This window comes from Bacillus paranthracis (genome assembly GCF_024296885.1).
GTDB lineage: Bacteria > Bacillota > Bacilli > Bacillales > Bacillaceae_G > Bacillus_A > Bacillus_A paranthracis.
This window is the reverse complement of the sequence record NZ_CP101135.1, coordinates 3,505,917-3,527,273: the sequence shown is the minus strand read 5'-3', so window position 1 is coordinate 3,527,273 and position 21,357 is coordinate 3,505,917. Positions and strand designations below refer to the sequence as shown.

The following is a 21,357-nucleotide window of genomic DNA, read 5'->3' as shown; positions in this document are numbered from 1 at the left end:
GATGGGGAAAATTCGCAAACTCGATGACCAACTCTCAAACTTAATTGCGGCAGGGGAAGTAGTAGAGCGTCCGGCCTCAGTTGTAAAAGAACTTGTGGAAAATTCTATCGATGCGAATAGTACATCTATTGAAATCCACTTAGAAGAAGCTGGGTTATCGAAAATTCGTATCATTGATAACGGTGATGGTATTGCAGAAGAAGATTGTATTGTCGCTTTTGAACGACATGCGACGAGCAAAATTAAAGATGAAAACGATCTGTTTCGCATAAGAACACTCGGTTTCCGAGGTGAGGCATTGCCGAGTATTGCCTCAGTTAGTGAATTAGAATTAATCACTAGCACAGGTGATGCACCTGGTACGCACCTTATTATTAAAGGTGGAGACATTATAAAGCAGGAGAAAACAGCGAGCCGAAAAGGAACAGATATTACAGTACAAAACTTATTCTTTAATACACCAGCGCGTCTTAAATATATGAAAACTATTCATACAGAGCTTGGGAATATTACAGATATCGTATATCGTATTGCAATGTCACACCCAGAAGTATCGTTAAAGCTATTTCATAATGAAAAGAAATTGCTTCATACATCAGGAAATGGTGATGTAAGACAAGTACTTGCATCGATTTATAGCATTCAAGTTGCAAAGAAGCTTGTTCCAATTGAAGCGGAATCTTTAGATTTCACAATTAAAGGCTATGTAACATTACCAGAAGTAACGAGAGCATCTCGAAATTATATGTCAACGATTGTAAATGGTCGTTACGTTCGAAATTTCGTATTAATGAAAGCTATTCAGCAAGGATACCATACATTATTGCCAGTCGGACGATATCCAATCGGCTTCTTATCGATTGAAATGGATCCAATGCTAGTTGACGTTAACGTACATCCTGCGAAATTAGAAGTTCGTTTTAGTAAAGAACAAGAATTGCTAAAGCTTATCGAAGAAACATTGCAAGCAGCATTCAAAAAAATACAGCTCATTCCAGATGCGGGTGTGACAACGAAGAAAAAAGAAAAAGATGAAAGTGTGCAAGAACAGTTCAAGTTTGAGCATGCGAAGCCGAAGGAGCCATCTATGCCGGAGATCGTTTTACCGACGGGCATGGATGAAAAACAAGAAGAACCGCAGGCTGTGAAACAGCCAGCGCAGCTTTGGCAACCACCGAAGCAAGAATGGCAACCACCACAGTCGCTCGTGAGAGAAGAACAAAGTTGGCAACCATCTACAAAATCGATAATAGAAGAACCGATTCGAGAAGAGAAATCGTGGAACAGTAACGATGAAGACTTTGAATTAGAGGAATTGGAAGAAGAAGTTCAGGAAATAGAAGAAATCGAAATGAACGGTAATGATTTACCGCCGCTTTATCCAATTGGACAAATGCATGGAACATATATTTTCGCTCAAAATGACAAAGGCTTATATATGATTGACCAACATGCCGCGCAGGAACGTATTAATTATGAATACTTCCGTGATAAAGTAGGACGAGTAGCACAAGAAGTACAAGAACTACTCGTACCATATCGTATCGATTTATCTCTTACCGAATTTTTACGTGTCGAAGAGCAACTAGAAGAACTAAAAAAAGTTGGACTATTTTTGGAGCAATTCGGCCATCAATCCTTTATCGTTCGCTCGCATCCAACGTGGTTCCCGAAAGGGCAAGAAACAGAAATTATCGATGAAATGATGGAGCAGGTCGTTAAACTAAAAAAAGTTGATATTAAAAAATTACGTGAAGAAGCAGCCATCATGATGAGCTGTAAAGCTTCAATTAAAGCAAATCAATATTTAACGAACGATCAAATATTTGCTTTACTGGAAGAACTTCGTACAACAACAAACCCATACACATGCCCGCACGGAAGACCAATTCTTGTGCATCATTCTACTTATGAGTTGGAGAAGATGTTTAAGAGGGTTATGTAGGGATAATGTTCATAGTGAAAAAATGATTTCTGGTTATTTTAGTAAAATATAGAGAGAAATCAAAAGGAGCGATAGTAACAATTCGCTCCTTTTTAATATAATTCTTTTACAACTATATGTAAAAAATTCATTTATAAACTAGAGATAACCTCAACCTATTTGTAATTTATATGTACGTTCTTAATTTGTTTGTAAGGAAAGAGGTTTTTAATTTACAGACTTATCAGAATTATGTAAAGTGTAGATAAAACCATAAAATGGGGTGTTCTTTATGTGTACTAGTTTGACATTAGAGACAAAAAACGGTCAGCATCTTTTTGCAAGAACGATGGATTTCACATTAGATATGAATCAAGAAGTAATAATCATTCCTCGGCATTACCAGTGGAATAATATAACTGGTGAAATCATTAATACGAAACATGCTACGGTCGGAATGGGAATTAATCATCAAGGAAGGATCATTATGGGGGACGGAGTAAATGAAGCAGGTATGACATGTGCAACACTCTATTTTCCAGGATTCGCTACTTATAGTCAAAGCATAGATGACAATAAAACGAATTTAGCTCCATTTGATTTTGTAGCTTGGAGTCTTACACAATTCAATTCTGTCAAAGAGTTAAAGAAATCTGTAGATAGCATTACCTTTTTGGATATACCGTTACCGGATTTAGGACTTACGCCACCGCTACATTGGATCTTAGCCGATAAATGGGGAGATTGCATTGTACTGGAGCCGACAAATGAAGGATTAAAGATGTATGATAACCCACTAGGAGTGATGACGAATAGTCCGGAGTTTAATTGGCATTTGCAAAATTTAAGACAATATATTGGCCTTAAATCGCAGCCATTCGCGCCAACAGAATGGAGTAATTTACCATTAAGTGCTTTTGGCCAGGGCTCAGGCTCAATGGGACTTCCAGGGGATTTCACCCCGCCATCGAGGTTTGTGCGGGCAGCATATGGCAAACAAAACATTCAAGGTATAGATAGTGAAGAAGAGGGAGTATCCGCCCTTTTTCATATCTTATCAAATTGCGAGGTACCTAAAGGCGGAGTAATAACAGAAGAAGGTGCATTAGATAATACCATATATACAAGCGTAATGTGTATGGAGTCCGGAACATATTATTATCATACTTACGATTGTAGACAAATTATAGCTGTTCATTTATTTCATGAAAATTTAGATACAGATGAGATTAAAGCCTATCCGTTCCAACGGAAACAAAAAATATTTTATGAAAACTAAGTAGCTTTGAAACAATGTTTGGTGCATTTTTGAATATATATAATAGAGCAATAATGGTTTATATCATTCTTGGATGCTTCTTTAACTTTGGGATTTATCATAAATCTACTCCTTTCTTCAATGACTCCAACGAGTAGAATTTTGCTGCTAGGAGCATTGGCTAAGGAGCAGTGAAGGTGGAATTTATTTATAAATAGTAAAGAACCAAAAAGGTGTGGAACATATCCATACCTTTTTGGTTCTTCTATTATCTATGTATAAAAAAGCGCTGTATATCAGCACTTTTTAAAAGTACATGAGTTGTATAAGAAAAACTTATATATTACCTATAACTATACAAGGTCTAATATAGATTCTTATTTGATTAATTGTTATAAGAGCCTATACGCTTATTTATTTTTATTATTATTAATTTTTTCCGTATATAGCACCTGCTCTTTATAATGCTTCTTAATTGGGAAAGTATGTGTACCAGAGCCGTTTTTGAAATTTTTATTGATAGGGTTTTTTAGCGGGATTGTTGTAGTTTCAGTAAATTCATATGGGTAGTTTATTTTAGATTTATCTTCAAACATGAAAATGCCTCCTTTTAGGATTTCCTGAATTCTTTACTATAACATGATATGCATATAGATTTTTTTTGGACTAGTTATTTATAGAGGTTAATGGAATTTAATTACGAAACTACTGAAATATTTTAAAGGAAAATAATTTGTGAAATATATGATATTGATTTTTGTTATTTGTTTGGGGAGGTGTTTTTGCATATATATTCGTTATAAATTGTTTTTATAATATGATTCATATAGGTTTTTCCTGATAATATAATGCGGAATATTATAGTGTTATTATGTTATTAGGAACATTTAATGCTGTTTCATAACTGAAAGGGAATTGAAAAAAAACTGAAATTTTTCTCATAAAAATTCAATCTAACTTGAAAAATGAAAGGAAAATGAAATTTTCCAAAAGATATTCTTTGTTAAGATAAAAAGCATACATAAATAAAGTGTTGACATATCTTAAAAACGTATTTTCAAGATATAGTGGGGGAAAAGATGAGAATAGAAAAACAATTAATAAAAAAGATGTATTATGAAACATTCCTAATGGAGAATGTAACAAAATCACCTCTTGACGTACTTGGAGAAGCTTATGTAAACGAAGAAAAAAATGAGATTTCTGATGGATCTTATATTCGTTTTGCGCAAGGTGAATTTTATTATCAGCATCAAGATTTTGAAGCAGCTATTTTTAAATGGGAGAAGGTTAGTAATGAATTAGCACCATGGGCACAAAAAAATATTGCGGATGCTTATTTCGAACTGAATCAATTAGCAGTTGCTGAAAATGTTTATACTTCCATTGCTACTGATAATATAATATTGATGACAGAAATTAGATTACAATTACTTTCTCTTTACATAGAGCAAAATAATTTTGAAGCAGCTTTCGCTGTTATTAAAGAAGCGGTTTCTTTAAATCCGGATTATCCGAATGTCACAAAAATTGCCCGTTCCTTTTATGAGGAACAACAAGATTTTGATAGTGCAGTAGAGCTTGCTGTGAATGAGTTAATTCGAATAGAATCTTATCCTTGGTTTGAGGTGTTAAAAGGATATATCGATAAAGGATTTACTAAACATATTTCACCAGATTATTTTTATGATGCATTAGTTACATTAAATAATGTAGATCAAGTACAATTTACGCAAATGGTTTCATCACTTTGGAACAGTTATAAAAATGAACAAAATTACTTATTGTGGCTTAACACAATAAATGAATTTTTCTTACATATTGAAATAGAGTCGTCCGATATATGGGACAAAATTTCTTCTCTTTACGAAGAAACATACTTTGCATTAATTCAAGGGCAATATATGCTTAAACGATTACACGATATCATTCCAAGTCTTTTAACAAATTGGTTAAAAGTAGTCAATCCGTCTTATGCTGTATTTCCATCAGCAGCTGTATTGGCATGGGATGAGATTTTTCCATCTAAAATAGATTCAGGCGATATACAACATGCGGAAAAGCTACTGTCATATTCTATGAATCATGTGAATGGTTTAGAGTACAGTCTACATCTTTTTGAATCTATTACACAGTGGGCACAAAAGAACAATATAGAAATAGGTCAACGATTTAGATGGTTAGTTGACGAACTTGCAGATTTAAGAACAAATCGTATTTTAGTAACAGGAACTTCAGGGAACGGAAAAACTACATTTATCAACTCTATATTAGGAGAAAATATATTAGAAAAATCAATTTCGAATGTAGTAGTTTTAAAAAATGGTGCTCATACAGAAATTAACGCCATAACAGATGCTGCAATTACAACAACGGAAGATATCTCTGATTATCATAATATGATGTCTCAACACCATCAAACGTATAGAGATAGAGCATGTGTTGAATTTAAATTACCATGCAAATTTTTAAGTGAAAATAAACTTACATTTGTAGTTACACCTGGCTTTAATAGGAATAACGACACTAGGGATGAGGTATTTGAATATCTAAATTCCATAGATGAATTATTGTTTGTATTGAATGCGGATTCACCTTTTACTGATAAAGAGCGTGATATTCTATTAAGCATTCAAGAACATACACCAAATTTACAAGTGCATTTCTTATTAAATAAAATTGATAACATTTATAGTGAAGCAGAAGTGAAAAGAGTATTACATGATACGGCAGCGAGAATAAACACATATTTCCCGCATGCGAGGATTTTCCCTTATTCTTCGTTATATACGAGTAATCAACAATTGAATGAGTTAACTGAATTTATTCATTTTAACTTTAATTATAAAAATATTGATGCAGAACGTACTGAAAAGCTATTGTTCTTCATCCGAAAAACAATTACATATCTTTTAGCTAAACGCGTTGAGAAAGAAAACAATCTAGTGGATGCGATTAAGTGGAATGAAGATATGCTAGTGAAACTAAACGGTAGCATGAATAACCTTACTGCATTTGAGAGGGAAAAAATTCATTTCATTACAGAGTCATATCGTACAATGAAAACGGAAATTACGAATGATCTTACTGAAAATATACCGAAGATATTACAGAGTTGTTCTGATTTAATAAGTGAAGAAAGCGATTTCGGTCACATGGATACGCAACTAAATAAAGCAATGAATGAAAGAGTGCATAAATATTTAGAACAAACGGTATTACCTCATCTTGCTCTTTCTATGCAAAATTGGATTGCAACTTCTCATAATGAGCTCCTTCAAAGTCAATCGTACTTAGAAGAACTTAGTGAAGGACTTAATTCTTTATTTGGAGAAAATCGAATACAGTTAGAATGTGACTTTAAAGTGCTGGATGACTGGCGCAGAGATACTGACAGAATGACGACTAGCATACAAATGGATGAAGTAAATATTTTACGTCGATTTACGCCAGCACAATTTTTACTGAAAAGTGCCGGTAAATTATTTGGAGTTCTTCCTAAAAATAAAACTATGTTATATAACAAATACAAACAGTATGTAGAAAATGAAGATTATACTGAGGTAACGGATTCTATTATGAAGAAATTTTTCTTGCAATTTGAGCTATTCGAAAACACACAAGAGCGAGATATTCATATATTCTTTAGGAATCCATTTAACTCCTTGAAACAAGCTGTAGAAAATATGCAATTAGAAATACAAGAAAAACAAGAGATGTTACATAAAATGAAATCAAACCCTGAAGTTTATCATGATTCTATCATGCTCTTTGAATTGAGATTACGTCAATGTGAAGTAATTTTACATATGGGTGATGATCATACTTATACAGATGTAATTTTAGAAACAAGTGCAGAATAAAAGTAAAATATATAAGATTTTTTATGTGAAATTGCATCACATGTTATAAGAGAGTAAAAGGGAGCAACTGTAATGAGTTGCTCCCTTTGCATATTCACATTATTTTTCAGTTTCTTTAATTTTAGTTTGTACTTCGCCAGTTTTAATTTTATTACTTTCTGAGAAACGTAGTAAATCTCCTTCAATAATTTTGTCAGACATTCGTAATTCATTTTGTGCACGGTTAATGAGTGCTTGAGCTTCTTTTTTTGGTAAATCTACAATTTCACCTGTTATGCGGTCATAGAAAGTGTTGTTTTTGTATGCATATTTGTCTGTAATGAAGCTACCATCACGTAAAACAACAAAACCGGTATATTCATCTGAAAACATATCATGACCAAAACGAATATCGTTCGTAGTATCAATCCCTAATAAATTGAGAATAGTAGGTTTCATATCGATTTGTCCCGTAGGCTTTGAAATCGTTTGACCTTCTGTTTGTCCAGGGACATGAATATATAAAGGTGTACGTTGTAAATTTAAAGTATCAAATTCTGTTATTTGATCTTTTTCTAAAAACTGTGCCATTGCACGATTATGTTTTTCAGAAATGCCATAATGATCACCGTATAATACAATAATAGAATCATCATACATTCCCTCGGCTTTTAAACGCTCAATAAATTTTTTAATTGATTCGTCTAAGTAACGTGCTGTTACGATATAACGATCAAATACGCCATTACCAGAGTTATATGGTTCAATGAATTTTGTATCTTCATCATACGTAAATGGATAATGGTTCGTTAAAGTAAGGAAACGAGCATAAAATGGTTGATCAACAGTTTTTAATATATCTACTGATTGATCGAAGTATTCGATATCTTTTAATCCCCAATTTAAATTAGTTTCGGGCGTAATTTTGTAATCAAGTTCATTATAGTAACGATCATAACCGAGAGCAGAGTACATGATATTACGATTCCAAAATGTTGCGTTATTCGCATGGAATACAGAAGTGAAATAACCTTGCTGACGTAAAATTTCTGGAGTCGCAGTATAATCATTGTTACCGTGTGTGAAGAATACAGCTCCTCGATTTAATGGATATAACGACGTATCAATTAGAAATTCAGAATCGGATGTTTTTCCTTGCCCAGTTTGGTGGAAAAAGTTATCAAAGTAATAGCTTTCATTTATGAATTCATTCAAAAATGGTGTAACTTCTTGTCCGTTAACTGTTGCGCCTATTAAAAAGGTTTGTAAGGATTCAAGAGTAACAACAATTACGTTTTTTCCTTTCGCTACACCAAACATGTTAGGATTCGGCTGACTTTCGTTTGCCTTCACGTAGTTTTCTGTTTCTTGTAATTTACTACTATCAGCAAGTGCCTTTTGTGATCCTGCTTTTACTTGTAGTGTTAAATCATATACTTGATGCGTGTATAGTCCTAAATTTTTAACAAGCATGACTCGGTCGAATGATCTCGTTAGTAATTCAGGTCGCTCTTTTTCTGCAAGATGTAGATTTGCAAAAAATACACCAATCGTTAAGAGAAAATATAACAAGCGTGCCGAATGAGTTACGCGCCCCGTTTGGAAGACTAGTGCCTTCTTCTTTAATAAAATAAAGAAGAAAATAATGTCTGCGAATGCGAGTATAATTTTGTAGTTCAATATTTCTATAATACTACCGCCTAATTGGCCAAAGTTTGATGTTTGTCCAAGTACTGGTAACGTAACGAAATCACTATAAAAATCATAGAACATTACATTCCCAACAAGTACAATTGTTAATAAGAAATTAATACATAGCGCGATATAATTTCGCTTTTCACCGGTTGCAAATAATGCGCATCCGACAAAAGCTAATGAAGCAGCGAGAGGGCTAATAAATAAAATCAGCTCTTGTGTAGAAGACTCAATTTTTAAATCAAAACTGAATCTTGTAATAAGATATGTTTTTAACCATACTGCTAAAGCAATTATTAAAACAAAGCTTATATTTTGCATTTGTAAATTGATTTTATTTTTCATTTTTACTCCTTCTTTATATAATTTGTTTAACTTGTGTTATATATTATATTTTTATAACTATTAGAGTGTAATGAATCAATTAGCTAATGGTTTCTAAAGGTAAAAATATAAAGTATTCACATACGTACAATGAGGAATTTTCAAGCGCCAATCTATTTTTTAGAACAGGCAGAAAAAGTCATAGTTGTAGTAAAAAATACTTATAGACATCCTAACATATTAAACACTATGATGATGTTACAAAATATCGAACAAATGAAGGTGGAACTGAATAGAGGCTTGTAAAACTATTGACATTCAATTTGTTAGAATTGAATGTCAATAGTTATATATACACGTTTATATTACATATGTATCTCATGAAATCTCGATTCCTTGTGGGATAATCGTTAGCGGAGGGAGGATAGTGATTTATGCTATTACTACATAAATAAAACGTTGTGAAACTTAAAATATTTGATTGGTATCTTAATTATGCAATTAGATGTCAGATAAATATTTTCCAACATATAACCCACTTGCAGCAGCTTGAGATAATGAATGAGTGACGCCTGAACAATCCCCAACTAAAAATAGTCCATGTATACTCGTTTCAAAATGATTATTGAGTTTTATCCACAATTAAAACCTTTTTGTTACTTTTAACTAGTAAATAAGCCATAAAAATGCTACTTACTCCAGCGCCGATAATTGTAACATCATACATATTCTTTCACCTGCTAACGAATAGTTTGTTTTTTATTTTTCTAGTGTATAACAATTTTATGAAGGTAAGAAATAAATTTTATTAATAAAGGGGAGTTTTTGAACTTGACGCTTTTTTAATTTCTTAGAGTGATGAAGTAAATACAAGTGTCTTTATTTACAAGAAGAATTAGTTTTCAAAGCCCACTATATCACATGATAAATAAATTCTTACATACAAAAAAACAGACCTTTTAAGTGAAGAGGTCTGTTAATGATTTTAAATGTTATTTAGCGAAGACGTGGTTACCAATTACTGCTACTGTTTGACGTGTCGTAATCCACTTGTCTGTTGATGTTTTCGGGTTATAGAAATAAAGCCAATCAGAATGTATTCCATTTGTGGAGATAGCCTCTTCTACAGCCATTTTTGCTTCTGCGCTTGCAGGCTGATTAATTCTTCCATCTGTAACAGGAGTAAATGCATATCCGTATTTAATAGGTTCATAAATAACGCCTGTTATTGTATTTGGAAAACCTTTTGCGTTTACACGGTTTAGTATAACTTTCGCTACTGCTACTTTTCCTTTATACGATTCTCCACCTGCTTCAGCGGTAACTAAGCGTGCCATTAAGTCTTTTTCTTTTTCTGAAATGCTTGAGTTGATTTTCAAATGTTGTCCTGCATAGAGCTTGTTTCCGACTGTATTGTTAATTTGTTTTATAGATTGAACGGTAACATTGTAACGCTTTGCTATCGTTTCCAATGAATCTCCCGGTTGTACTTGATAAATAATTTGCTCAGAAATGTTCGCAGGTTTGGCGTTTTGGTGAACAGTGATTTCATTTGAGTTGACGGAACCTGGAATATGTAACTGTTCGCCAATGAAAGTTTGATCGTTTCCTTTATGGTTAGCCTGTTTAATGGATTGTATTGAAACGTCGTATCGTTTACTAATGCCCCAAAGTGTATCATTCTTTTTTACTGTATGAATGGTAGAAGCCTCAGCTGTACTTTGACTACATACGAATGTAATTGCAGCCGCAGATAAAGGGATTATATGTTTTATTTTTAATAATTTCATTGTAAATCCTCCTAGGAAAAATAAGGTAAAACGGTTAAGTAATGTAGCTTAAAATGTCTACATATAATATTTTAATGTAAGTATATTAGCACATATAAAATAAATAATCATTATAAGTTTCTTATTTATTTAGTGTAGAGTCCGAATATGAAATATTGCATATAAAAATACATTGAAGTTCCTTTAAATTTTTCTAATTTAGGATATGTGAATGATTTTTTAACTTTACTTCTATGTAATATTTCATATTTATGAAATGTTATTTATTTTTTACTCACCAGATTATATTATATTCAATAAGTTTGATATAAAACAGAAAAAGGAGGAATGATAATGAGCAGTAAGAAATTTATTTTGAAATTATTTATATGTAGTACGATATTTATCACATTTGTATTTGCTTTACATGATGAGCAAGTAGTTGCGGCTAGCTCTGTTAATGAGTTTGAAAATTGGTCAAAGTGGATGCAACCTATACCTGATAATATCCCATTAGCACGAATTTCAATTCCAGGAACACATGATAGTGGAACGTTTAAGTTGCAAAATCCGATTAAGCAAGTATGGGGAATGACGCAAGAGTATGATTTTCGCTATCAAATGGATCATGGAGCTCGCATTTTTGATATAAGAGGACGCTTAACAGATGATAATACGATAGTTCTTCATCATGGGCCATTATATCTTTATGTAACACTGCATGAATTCATAAATGAAGCGAAACAATTTTTAAAAGATAACCCGAGTGAAACAATTATTATGTCTTTAAAAAAAGAGTATGAGGATATGAAAGGAGCAGAAGGTTCCTTTAGTAATACGTTTGAAAAAAATTATTTTGTTGATCCTATCTTTTTAAAAACAGAAGGAAATATAAAACTTGGAGATGCTCGTGGGAAAATTGTACTACTAAAAAGATATGGCGGTAGTAATGAATCTGGAGGATATAATAATTTTTATTGGCCAGATAATGAGACGTTTACGACAACTGTAAATCACAACGTAAATGTAACGGTACAAGATAAATATAAAGTGGGTTATGATGAGAAAGTAAAATCTATTAAAGATACGATCAATGAAACGATGAATAATAGTGAGGACTTACATCATCTATATATTAATTTTGCAAGCTTGTCTTCTGGTGGTACAGCATGGAATAGTCCATATTACTACGCCTCTTACATAAATCCTGAAATTGCAAACTATATAAAACAAAAGAGTCCTACAAGAGTAGGTTGGATCATTCAAGACTACATAAATGAAAAGTGGTCACCATTGCTGTATCAAGAAGTTATAAGAGCGAATAAATCATTAATAAGAGATTAAAGATGATGAGAGTAAGAAGCGATAAAATACGTCGCTTCTTATTAAAAAACAGTGTATCTTGTAAATGGAACAATTTTTGAGTTATCTCAATCGATGTTTCATTATGAAGAGGCTAAAGTTTTAAATCAAATTAATTTCAAATGAAAATTAGCATAAATAATCCTGCAAAAAAGCAACTAATCATAAGTGTTCAGTTGCTTTTTATTTTTAAAGTGGATGAGCAAAAAAACATAAAAGTGGTTGGTCCGTTTTTTGTAAACATCTATTATGATAAGAGAAGAAAGGTAGTATGTTATTAACGTTTTAAAGAGGAAGTTCTTAATAAAAATAGACTGGCCTTAGAGAGGTGAAAGTACTATGAGCTTTGCGATTTCACTAGTCGTTATTATTGTAATTGGATCACTGTTTGGAACCGTACTAGTTGCACGGAATGTGGAGGAGAATTACGGCAAGTCTACAAAGAGAAATGTGAAAAACTTATCAACTATTTATATTATCCTTCTTTTCGTACTACTTGTTGGGGTAACGTGGTATGCGGTAATAATTTGATAGTTTGTAACAGAACTGCAACGAGAGTATGAAGCTGGAATTTCAGAAGCTATCGAGTAATCAGAAACGGAGCTATTTTAATATATCCATTTTAGGATGAGAGAATGTGACTAATTAATACTATTTTTACGGTAAATACTGTTAGTAATAAATTGAGGATAGTTAGCTTTGAAAGGAGGCAACTATATGGAATGGAAACCAAATCGTGCAGATAAGACGCCTGTATATAAACAAATCGCAGATTATATTGAAAGGGGTATTTCTTCGGGTGAGTTTCCTTCTGATAGCAAGTTACCTTCTGAGCGTATGTTAGCAAAAGAATTACAAGTGAACCGGAGTACGATAGTTGCTGCATATGAAGAATTAAAATCACTTGGAGTAGTAGAACGGCAAAAAGGAAGCGGAACACGGGTGAATACAGACATATGGGGTGTGTCACATAAACGAATACCGAACTGGGGTAGGTACGTTGAGGATGGATCGTTCTTACCTAACGTACCACTCGTTCAACAAATTCGAACGGAAACGCAAAAAGACGACTTAATTAATTTAGCGAGTGGTGAATTATCACCAGAATTAATTCCAAGTGATAGATTCCGAACGATCTTGTCGGAGAAAACATTTATGGAAAACCTCGGTTATGACCATCCACTTGGAAATGAAATGTTGAGAAAAACAATTGTAGCACATGTTCAGCAATATAAACAAATTGAAGCAGATTCGAATTCTATTCTTATTACATCTGGAGCACAACAAGCACTTAATCTTATCGTTCAGTGCTTATTAAAACCTGGTGATGCGATTGCAATTGAGGACCCTTCGTATTGTTTCTCATTGCCGATGTTTAAATCTGCTGGTTTGAAAATATTTCATTTACCTATTGATCAGCATGGAATGAATCCAGATGACCTAATTGATTTGCATAAAAAGCATCGTATTCGCATGGTATTTTTAAATCCAGATTATCAAAATCCAACGGGAACTGTGCTGTCATTAGCAAGACGTAAAAAGATTTTAGAACTGTCTTCTGAATTTGGTATACCGATTGTAGAAGATGATCCGTATAGTTTAACGTCCTTTAATGGAGAAGTGAATCCAACATTAAAATCAATGGATCAAAACGGGAATGTTCTTTATGTAAGTTCATTATCAAAAATTGTTGCATCGGGATTACGTATTGGCTGGGTAATTGGTCCTACGCGTGTAATAGAACGTTTAGCGGATGCGAAGCAGCAAGTTGATTTTGGGCACAGTGTATTTACGCAGTGGGTAGCAAATCAATTTTTAGAATCAGACGATTTTCATGCGCATATTACAATGCTTCGTAGACAATTGAAAGAAAGAAGAGATGTATTAATTAGAAAGCTTGAAGAAATATTAGGAGACCAGGTTGAATTTTTTGTTCCAGAGGGTGGAATACATTTATGGTGCAAAGTGCAAGGAACGTTTGATGAGTATCATTTATTAGGTGAATCTATACGAAATGGTGTAGCGTTTGTCCCTGGTAGTGTTTTAGGTACTAAAAGTGAATATATTCGTTTTACTTTTGGGAGAGTAAATGCCGAACAAATTCAGCTGGGAATGACGAGGTTTGCTGAAACGTTAAATGAGATTTCATAATAGAGAGGCGTAATATTGGAATGAGGGAAAGAAATGAAGTACGTGATGCTTTTACTTCAAGTAGGCGTGCTGTATGTATTTAGTTTAGTTGGTACGTGGATGGAGTATTCCATTTATCAATGCTAGGAAGTTTAATAGGGATGTTAATGCTGTTTCTGCTCCTTTCCACTCGTATTTTACCATTAAAGTGGTTTGAAGAAGCGACAATCGGTTCGGTGACTATGATTGTAACAGGAATACTCATCAGTATATTTATACCATATGGAACGAAATTTATATTTTAAATTGTAATGGAGATGATGAAAGTGACAACATGGTTTATAGTTACATTATTTATTTTTGGTGCCCTTAAAGTACTCGTTTCTAGTATGCCAACTTCAGTTGTAGAATCTATTATTAGTAGATTTGAATTACATCAAAAACTTGATGAGGAGAATACCTCTATATCGATAGATGGAAAAAATATAGAGGGAGAAACGAAACTACAAGTTATTCATGAATTTAATGAAGCTTTATTTTTAGATAAACATTATTTTCCACCGCGCGGGGAAGGAATACCAATCGTCATTGATACGAAAAAAGGGAATAAAGAGATTAGATTTTCTCTATACAGCTATGAGGAACACGTTGACGTAATAAAGCAATATAAGAAGAAAGTCGTTGCCTATCGTTTACGATCTAAAAGCCTTCAAACCCGTGCACCATTAGTAATAACTAAAGATTATGCTTAAGAAGAGATCTATAATGATCTCTTTATTTTTTTATGCAATGATATACTTTCCAAATAAAAAAAAAGAATATCATATAGCCAAATAAAGAGTATGTATGATTCCAATCTACACTATGAGTAAAGAAACCTAATCTTTCAGCAATCTGTTCAAAAATGCTAGCACAAATACCTATTGTAAGAATAAATAGAATCCTAGAAAATACAGATAGGTTTTTTGAAATGTGTATGAAAATTGTTGTTAAAATCGGTAGTACAAACAAAGTAAAGCCTATGTTAACTGAAAATATGGATGAGAATGGTCTAACCGGAAAGGAATATATTTGTTTCGCAACAAAGAAAGCATCTAAGCAAGTGCCGATAATAGAAGAGAGTAAGATTGTAACGACTAATGCGAAAAGGTTATTCTTCTTCTCGAAGGAGAACATTTTTCTTTGCAAGAATGGCCAGTTCAATCTTTTCGAGTGTTTTACAGTAGTCTTCTGTGATTTGTCCATGTATCCTTTCCTCCTTATCAGTTAAATAATGTATGACTTGCCAGTCGTTAAACCAATCTTCATATTCTGCTTCTTCATGTTTCATATTTTTCCATGCATACATAAGTGCAGGGCTATATATACGGTAGGCATCACTTTTTAATTGGCATTTCTTTATTCTTCGTTTATAAAACTCTCTTGAAAAGGATTCATTTACGCTTGAAAATAAATGTGGCCAATAATCTTTTCGTGATCCAGTGTGTGGATGAGTGTCAGCCCATTGTAGTATACGAGCTAAAACATGCTCATCATGAAATAATAGTGCATATAATCTTTTTCCGAGCAAAATTCGTTCGTGTAAGGAAGTGAAGTGTTTCATTGTATCACCAATTAATTTTGTTTTCTGTATAGGCTTTTCTTCGCAGAAAGGGAAGAGGATATGATTAAATTGAAAGAAATCAAAAAGTTTGAATCCAATACTATTTAGTACATTTTTTTTGAAGTGTTTATTTTGAATTACTCTTTTTTCTAAGTAGTTTTGTTCATTAATAATAGTGGAAATAGCTAATATTTGTTTGTTTCCGGTTTTCCAAAAAAAGTTCCACATCGTTTCCATAAATGTTGACACATTGAGATGAGGGAGGAGATAAAAAAGATTTTTGGATTTTTTTACACTCTGTTCATATAACAAAAATTGTGGATACACATCTTGAAAGATAAGCCAATTCCCCCGTTCTAAAAAAGAAAAGAAAGTAAATTGATCTTTCTCAGATAACAACTTCGTATATAAATCCCCCTTTAAATCTGTCATGTTCCAACCGCCGTTACGCGAAACCATATGTCCAAGTAATGCCCAATGTATTTCAGGATACCTTTTGTAAAATTGATAGTAAGCGCGAGTTCTTGTCACATTATTTTGATTTAATAATTTTGTTCTTTCTTTAATTGTATGTATTAATATTTCTTCTTCTTTCGAAAAGGGGTAAAGAAAGTTATTTGCGTTGGTGCATTTTTGTTTTAGCTCATTTTTTATTGAGAAGAGGGATAGGGGAATGTTTTTGTAAAGTTTATGATTTGGATTGTCGTGCTGCATGTAATTCCCTCCAATTCAAGTCTGTTATCATAAATATATTAGTAACTACTTACATAAATGATATGTGAAGGAAATGAAAAGTTGCAAAGCACAAAAAAAGAAAGAGGAGACGGGCTCTTCTTCCTTTTTCTTGTATGTATTTGCGCTAATGGTTATAACGAACACCTTTTTTGAGAAGAGTAGAAAATGAATCAGCATGAATAGGCTTGCTGTAGTAGTAGCCTTGAATCAATTGACAATTATTTTTTTGAAGGAAACTCACGTGTTTTTTCGTTTCTACACCTTCAGCGATAACTGACATTCCTAATGTATTTGCTAATGTGATGATTGTTTTAATAATTTCCATTCCATCGTCACATGTTTCAGACATTGTAATAAATTCTCGTGGGATTTTTAACGTATCGATTGGATATAAAGGTAAGTAAGCTAGCGAAGAATAGCCTGTACCAAAGTCATCGATTGAAATATGAATCCCTAAACTTTTTAGTGTACGTAGTTTTATTAATGTTTCTCGCTCATCCATCATTGCAATTCGCTCTGTTAATTCAAGATCGAGAGAACTTGCTGGTAAACCAGTATTTGTTAATGTAGCAGAAATAGACTTTACAAAATCTTCTTGTTCAAATTCTTTAGCAGATAAATTTACACCTATTTTCAAATGTGAATATCCGCTTGTGTGCCAACGTTTCATTTGTTCACAAGCTTGTTGTAGTGTCCATTTTCCTATTGGAATGATTTGTAGCGTTTCTTCTGCAATCGGAATAAACTCGTATGGAGAAATAACACCTAATTCAGGATGATTCCACCTAATTAAAGCTTCAGCACCGATAATTTTGTTAGATTTGCTATCAACTTGAGGTTGATATAAAAGGAACAATTCTTCATTTTGAATTGCATTTGGTAAATCTTTTTCTAATCGTAATCGTCTTTCAATTTTTTTTGCAATTACATCATCATAAATAGAGACAGAATTAAGTTCTTTTGCTTTCGCATCATACATTGCAACATTAGCGTTTTTCAGAAGTGTAGCGGTATCGATTCCAGAATGTGGATAAATAGCGATGCCGATACTTATTGATAAAGTTAATGTATGTTCATATATGACAAACGATTTTTCCATGCATTTAAATAACTGGTTGCATAACTGGAATAAGGAATCTTCGTCAGTATAGTTTTCAATTAAGATTGTAAATTCATCGCCACCGATTCTTGATAGATGAGTATGTGATGGAAGACAGGATTGGAATCGCTTCGCTACTTCTTCTAATATGTAGTCTCCTGCCGAATGTCCAAGTGTATCGTTAACTGCTTTAAAGCGATCTAAGTCCAAATATAATAATGCAAACTCGCTTTCTGTCGTTTTAGCATTTTTTATAATTCTTTTTAATTTCTTATGAAAAAAGGCACGGTTCCCAATTTTCGTTACAGTATCATGGAATGCTAAATATTTTATTTCTTCTTGCTGTTTTTTTAGCGCAGTAATATCTTTCATCATAATATAGCTTCCTGAAATTTGCCCGTCTATCATAATAGGGACGATGGTAACGTATAAAGAATAAGTAAATCCATCTTTATATTGAGAACTAAGTTGTAAGGATGCTGATTCTTGTTGTTTCACTTTTTCTAATGCAGATGCTAGTTTATATTTGTCTTCATCTAAAATAATCGAAAAACAAGTTTCACCAAGTAACTCATCCGTTGGTGCACCGAGTAGTATACTTCCAGCTTTATTTACATTTAAGAATACGCCATTTAAATCAATTGTAAAAATAGGGTCAGGATGATATTCATATAATGATTTGAATTTTTGTTGCTTTTGAGATAGAGCCTCTGATTTATGAACTAAATCTGAAGTTCGTAATCTAACTTTTTCTTCCAATTGGGCATTGAATACTTGTAAACGTTTGGTTAGGGAATTGTTTTGCATACGTACAATAGAATGACGAATGAGTACGAAAATAAAAGCAATACAATTTCCCGTAATGAGAATGGAAGATGCTGTTTGTTCTTTTAACGTAAACCCGATTAGTATTGCAACGGCAAGATAAGGAAATATAACTAAAGCTTTCTTTCCTATTATAGGGTTAACAATGAAATAATTTTTATGGCTATTATGATCTTCTGAAATAGATCCAGCTATTGCAATAAGTAATATAGGTATTCTATATAAAAGACGTAATAATGTTATCGTTTCAGTTGATAAATGGTTATGTAAGTAAAAATAAATATAGTTAAAAGTTGCAGAACTTATTAATACAAAAATAAAGATATAAATTTTCCGTTTAGAATTAAAAATTGTTGGACGGAAAAAGAGACTAACACCTAGTAGAAGAAATAATAAATCTGCAATTGGATATAGAAATGAAAGGAAAACATCTCCTAGTGACAGAGAGAATATATTTAAATTTGGTTGATTAAATAAATACCACTCCAATGTGAATATGGAAGTAAGTACTATGCATATATCACAAATAAAGAACGCTTTTTCCCATTTATCGCATTCTTTTAGGATTTTATAGCAGAAAGCGATAAGACAGAAGAGTAGAAAAAGCATATAAAACACATCAGAAATAGTAAAACGATGTATTGGAATTTTGAAGAAGCTCTCTTGATATGTATATACTATTTTTCCTAATAAAAAACTACCAATTGCTATCGTGATACATATCCAAAACGGATTTGAACTAACTTTTTTAGAATATATAGAATAAATGAGTGATACAAATGTAATGGCTTCAACAATAAGTGAAGCGAAGCGTACATCCGAATTTGAAAAATGAGTGGGGAACAGATAGAAAAACATAAAATAGATTGAATAACACATTAATGTTCCAATTAATATACATAGCTGTAAATTTTTATTTAATTTCAATAAAATCACCTTCTTTAATTATGCACTATATTCGTAATATCTATACATAATAATATTATTTAAGAATTGTATCAGATTTCCTTATAAAAATCATGTTTATAAGGAAGTTTTGAAAAGTGTAATTGCTCTAAAAAATGAAAAATATTGCATTTGATAGTATATACTGTATAAAGATTTTAAATAGAAATTGTATATTTAGTCATCTTTTGAATTGTAAAGGTTTTTTAGTGATTTGAAAGTAGAGATGCAAAATTGCATATAAAATGATAAAGGCTTTTTTGAATTTTTAATGAATACGTCAAAACCAGATATATATAAGATGGAATTTAATGAAGAACAATTAATGAATGTAGAGAGATTATGGAAAGCGGAATAAAGTTGGTTGTATGGATTTTGTTGTAAAAGTTACTTTTATAGCAAAATCTTTTTTATTTCAATAGAAAGCATTTTTATCAACTATTTTTAGAATGTTAAATCAATAAGTAATTATTCAGTTTCTGAATAATATAATTGAAAGTTGGTTTAAGTAAACAATTTTAAATGTGACAAAACTCCAAACGTTGGATTTATATTCAATAGGAGAAAAAGATGTAGAAGTTTGTCTTACTGTCCTCGTTTACTTTTTATTTCATTACATATAGGCTTTGTGGTGTAAGGGAGGACATCACCTTTACGCAAAATCTATAAGGAGGTCATTGTAATGAAACAAATTAAAAAGTTTGCGGGAGTTGCTTTAGCGGGGACGATTGGATTAAGTGGACTACTGTTTTTAGAACCAAGTATAAGCGCTGCGGAATTACAGCAAGTGAAAGAGGAGAATTTCAATGCAATTGATGTATCGATGAATCTAAATGAATTATATGTATTAAGTGGCAGAAGCATTGATATTCTTTCTGGAGATAAAGAAGCAATTCAGCTAAATAAATACACAATTCGTTTTAGTAAACCCGGGAAGTACGTTATTAGGGTAAATGGTTGTATTTATAACGATGTATATACTTTTATTGTGAATGGTTAGTATATCTTCTTAAATTATGGAATAAAAAAGAAACACCCTATTTGCGGTGAGAATCGTAAATAGGGTGAATTTATTTGTATTAAATTGTACTTTAAACATGTTCATTAATTTTCTTTTTGTTATGTAGAGTATGTAAAAGTGTTTGAAATACCTTAAATGATTGCTGAAAGATTGGACTTTGAATAAAGGTATACAGAAAAGTTACGATAAAAACAGGACCCCCTAGCATAAATCCAATAACTAGTACAATGCATTCTACAATGATTCGAGCACGGCTAATAGATAGACCTGTTTTGTCGGAAATAGTAAGCATGAATCCATCACGAGGTCCAGCACCAATTCCAGCCGCAACATACATACCTCCACCGATACCTGTAATGGCAATACCAGAAAATAAAATGAGTAAGTTTATCCATAAATAATCACTAGCGTTTGGAAGAATATTTGATTGTAAGAAAAAGTCCATAATGGGACCGATAAGTAGTGCATTTAAAAATGTTCCCACATTTATATATTTTCGATCTACTAGTAAAGAAATGAGAACGAGACATAACCCACATATGACACTCCACGTACCAATCGTCCATCCAAACCTTTGGTAGAGAGCCATATTTAAAACTTCCCAAGGATGTAAACCGAGAAATTTTACTTTGACTGCAAGAGCATTTCCAAGCCCAAAGAAGATTAACCCTAAGAAAAAAAGAAAATAGCGAAAGAGAGTTAGCCTCATTTTTAAAACCTCCCATATTGTATAATTATGTATATTACATGTAAGGGTTTTAATGTACAAATTTTACGACTTTTCAGCCGGTATTTAAAATAGCTAAAATACAAATGAAATATATG

General features: G+C 32.4%; 16 protein-coding genes and 4 pseudogenes. 11 read left to right on the top strand and 9 right to left on the bottom strand.

Annotation, left to right across the window (positions count from 1 at the left end):
* The first annotated feature begins 1 nt into the window (after window position 1).
* Window positions 2–1,945 (top strand): DNA mismatch repair endonuclease MutL, encoded by a 1,944-nt coding sequence (mutL, locus tag NLJ82_RS18130; protein WP_000516454.1) that lies wholly within the window; start codon window positions 2–4, stop codon window positions 1,943–1,945.
* A 271-nt stretch (window positions 1,946–2,216) separates the two neighbouring features.
* Window positions 2,217–3,203, top strand: coding sequence for a choloylglycine hydrolase family protein (locus NLJ82_RS18125; RefSeq protein WP_000337581.1), 987 nt, complete (start codon window positions 2,217–2,219; stop codon window positions 3,201–3,203).
* A gap of 389 nt (window positions 3,204–3,592) precedes the next feature.
* Here the strand turns inward: NLJ82_RS18125 and NLJ82_RS18120 are convergent, their stop codons facing one another.
* A complete protein-coding gene (locus NLJ82_RS18120) occupies window positions 3,593–3,778 on the bottom strand; it encodes a hypothetical protein (protein WP_000461128.1) in 186 nt (61 codons plus the stop codon).
* Between the two features lie 483 nt (window positions 3,779–4,261).
* Here NLJ82_RS18120 and NLJ82_RS18115 point away from each other — a divergent pair, with 483 nt between their 5' ends.
* Window positions 4,262–7,045, top strand: a complete 2,784-nt coding sequence (locus NLJ82_RS18115) for a dynamin family protein (protein WP_001217654.1) — start codon at window positions 4,262–4,264, stop codon at window positions 7,043–7,045.
* A gap of 99 nt (window positions 7,046–7,144) precedes the next feature.
* On the opposite strand, the gene NLJ82_RS18110 is transcribed toward NLJ82_RS18115, so the two are convergent.
* The 4 genes and pseudogenes from NLJ82_RS18110 to NLJ82_RS18100 form a co-directional block, all read right to left on the bottom strand.
* Window positions 7,145–9,064: an LTA synthase family protein gene (locus NLJ82_RS18110; protein ID WP_000791044.1), complete on the bottom strand. Its 1,920-nt coding sequence runs from the start codon at window positions 9,062–9,064 to the stop codon at window positions 7,145–7,147.
* 480 nt (window positions 9,065–9,544) lie between these two features.
* A pseudogene (locus NLJ82_RS18105) lies at window positions 9,545–9,679 on the bottom strand (NAD(FAD)-utilizing dehydrogenase); the annotation flags it as partial.
* On the bottom strand, window positions 9,666–9,725 hold the full coding sequence (locus tag NLJ82_RS28800; RefSeq protein ID WP_350494402.1) for a hypothetical protein: 60 nt from the start codon (window positions 9,723–9,725) through the stop codon (window positions 9,666–9,668). The pseudogene NLJ82_RS18105 and the gene NLJ82_RS28800, both read right to left, overlap by 14 nt.
* Before the next feature lie 310 nt (window positions 9,726–10,035).
* Complete coding sequence (locus NLJ82_RS18100) at window positions 10,036–10,833, bottom strand: cell wall hydrolase (protein ID WP_000771014.1); 798 nt, start codon at window positions 10,831–10,833, stop codon at window positions 10,036–10,038.
* A gap of 333 nt (window positions 10,834–11,166) precedes the next feature.
* Between NLJ82_RS18100 and plcA the strand changes: the two genes are divergently transcribed.
* From plcA to NLJ82_RS18070, 6 genes and pseudogenes are all read left to right on the top strand, one after another.
* Window positions 11,167–12,156, top strand: coding sequence for a phosphatidylinositol diacylglycerol-lyase (plcA, locus tag NLJ82_RS18095; protein WP_000095606.1), 990 nt, complete (start codon window positions 11,167–11,169; stop codon window positions 12,154–12,156).
* 48 nt (window positions 12,157–12,204) lie between these two features.
* A pseudogene (locus NLJ82_RS18090) lies at window positions 12,205–12,300 on the top strand (GntR family transcriptional regulator); the annotation flags it as partial.
* Window positions 12,301–12,513: 213 nt separating this feature from the next.
* The gene (locus NLJ82_RS18085; RefSeq protein WP_000006450.1) at window positions 12,514–12,705 is read left to right on the top strand and encodes a hypothetical protein; all 192 of its coding nucleotides are present in this window, start codon (window positions 12,514–12,516) and stop codon (window positions 12,703–12,705) included.
* Between the two features lie 186 nt (window positions 12,706–12,891).
* Window positions 12,892–14,325: a MocR-like pyridoxine biosynthesis transcription factor PdxR gene (gene pdxR / locus NLJ82_RS18080; protein ID WP_000454973.1), complete on the top strand. Its 1,434-nt coding sequence runs from the start codon at window positions 12,892–12,894 to the stop codon at window positions 14,323–14,325.
* A 33-nt stretch (window positions 14,326–14,358) separates the two neighbouring features.
* Window positions 14,359–14,555, top strand: a pseudogene (locus tag NLJ82_RS28930) (CidA/LrgA family protein); the annotation flags it as partial.
* A gap of 75 nt (window positions 14,556–14,630) precedes the next feature.
* Window positions 14,631–15,056, top strand: a complete 426-nt coding sequence (locus tag NLJ82_RS18070; protein ID WP_000214618.1) for a YfmQ family protein — start codon at window positions 14,631–14,633, stop codon at window positions 15,054–15,056.
* Window positions 15,057–15,078: 22 nt separating this feature from the next.
* On the opposite strand, the gene NLJ82_RS18065 is transcribed toward NLJ82_RS18070, so the two are convergent.
* From NLJ82_RS18065 to NLJ82_RS18055, 3 genes are all read right to left on the bottom strand, one after another.
* Window positions 15,079–15,549, bottom strand: coding sequence for a CBO0543 family protein (locus tag NLJ82_RS18065; protein ID WP_014297950.1), 471 nt, complete (start codon window positions 15,547–15,549; stop codon window positions 15,079–15,081).
* On the bottom strand, window positions 15,455–16,621 hold the full coding sequence (locus NLJ82_RS18060; RefSeq protein ID WP_001163389.1) for a DUF2515 domain-containing protein: 1,167 nt from the start codon (window positions 16,619–16,621) through the stop codon (window positions 15,455–15,457). Before NLJ82_RS18060 ends, NLJ82_RS18065 begins: the two co-directional genes overlap by 95 nt.
* 145 nt (window positions 16,622–16,766) lie before the next feature.
* The gene (locus tag NLJ82_RS18055) at window positions 16,767–19,493 is read right to left on the bottom strand and encodes a putative bifunctional diguanylate cyclase/phosphodiesterase (RefSeq protein WP_000773573.1); all 2,727 of its coding nucleotides are present in this window, start codon (window positions 19,491–19,493) and stop codon (window positions 16,767–16,769) included.
* Between the two features lie 277 nt (window positions 19,494–19,770).
* On the opposite strand from NLJ82_RS18055, the pseudogene NLJ82_RS28925 reads away from it, so the two are divergent.
* Both NLJ82_RS28925 and NLJ82_RS18050 read left to right on the top strand, forming a co-directional pair.
* A pseudogene (locus tag NLJ82_RS28925) lies at window positions 19,771–19,869 on the top strand (histidine phosphatase family protein); the annotation flags it as partial.
* A 324-nt stretch (window positions 19,870–20,193) separates the two neighbouring features.
* Window positions 20,194–20,511, top strand: a complete 318-nt coding sequence (locus NLJ82_RS18050; RefSeq protein WP_000809485.1) for a hypothetical protein — start codon at window positions 20,194–20,196, stop codon at window positions 20,509–20,511.
* A 91-nt stretch (window positions 20,512–20,602) separates the two neighbouring features.
* Here NLJ82_RS18050 and NLJ82_RS18045 read toward each other — a convergent pair whose 3' ends face one another.
* The gene (locus tag NLJ82_RS18045) at window positions 20,603–21,241 is read right to left on the bottom strand and encodes a YczE/YyaS/YitT family protein (RefSeq protein WP_001241262.1); all 639 of its coding nucleotides are present in this window, start codon (window positions 21,239–21,241) and stop codon (window positions 20,603–20,605) included.
* Window positions 21,242–21,357 lie beyond the last annotated feature (116 nt).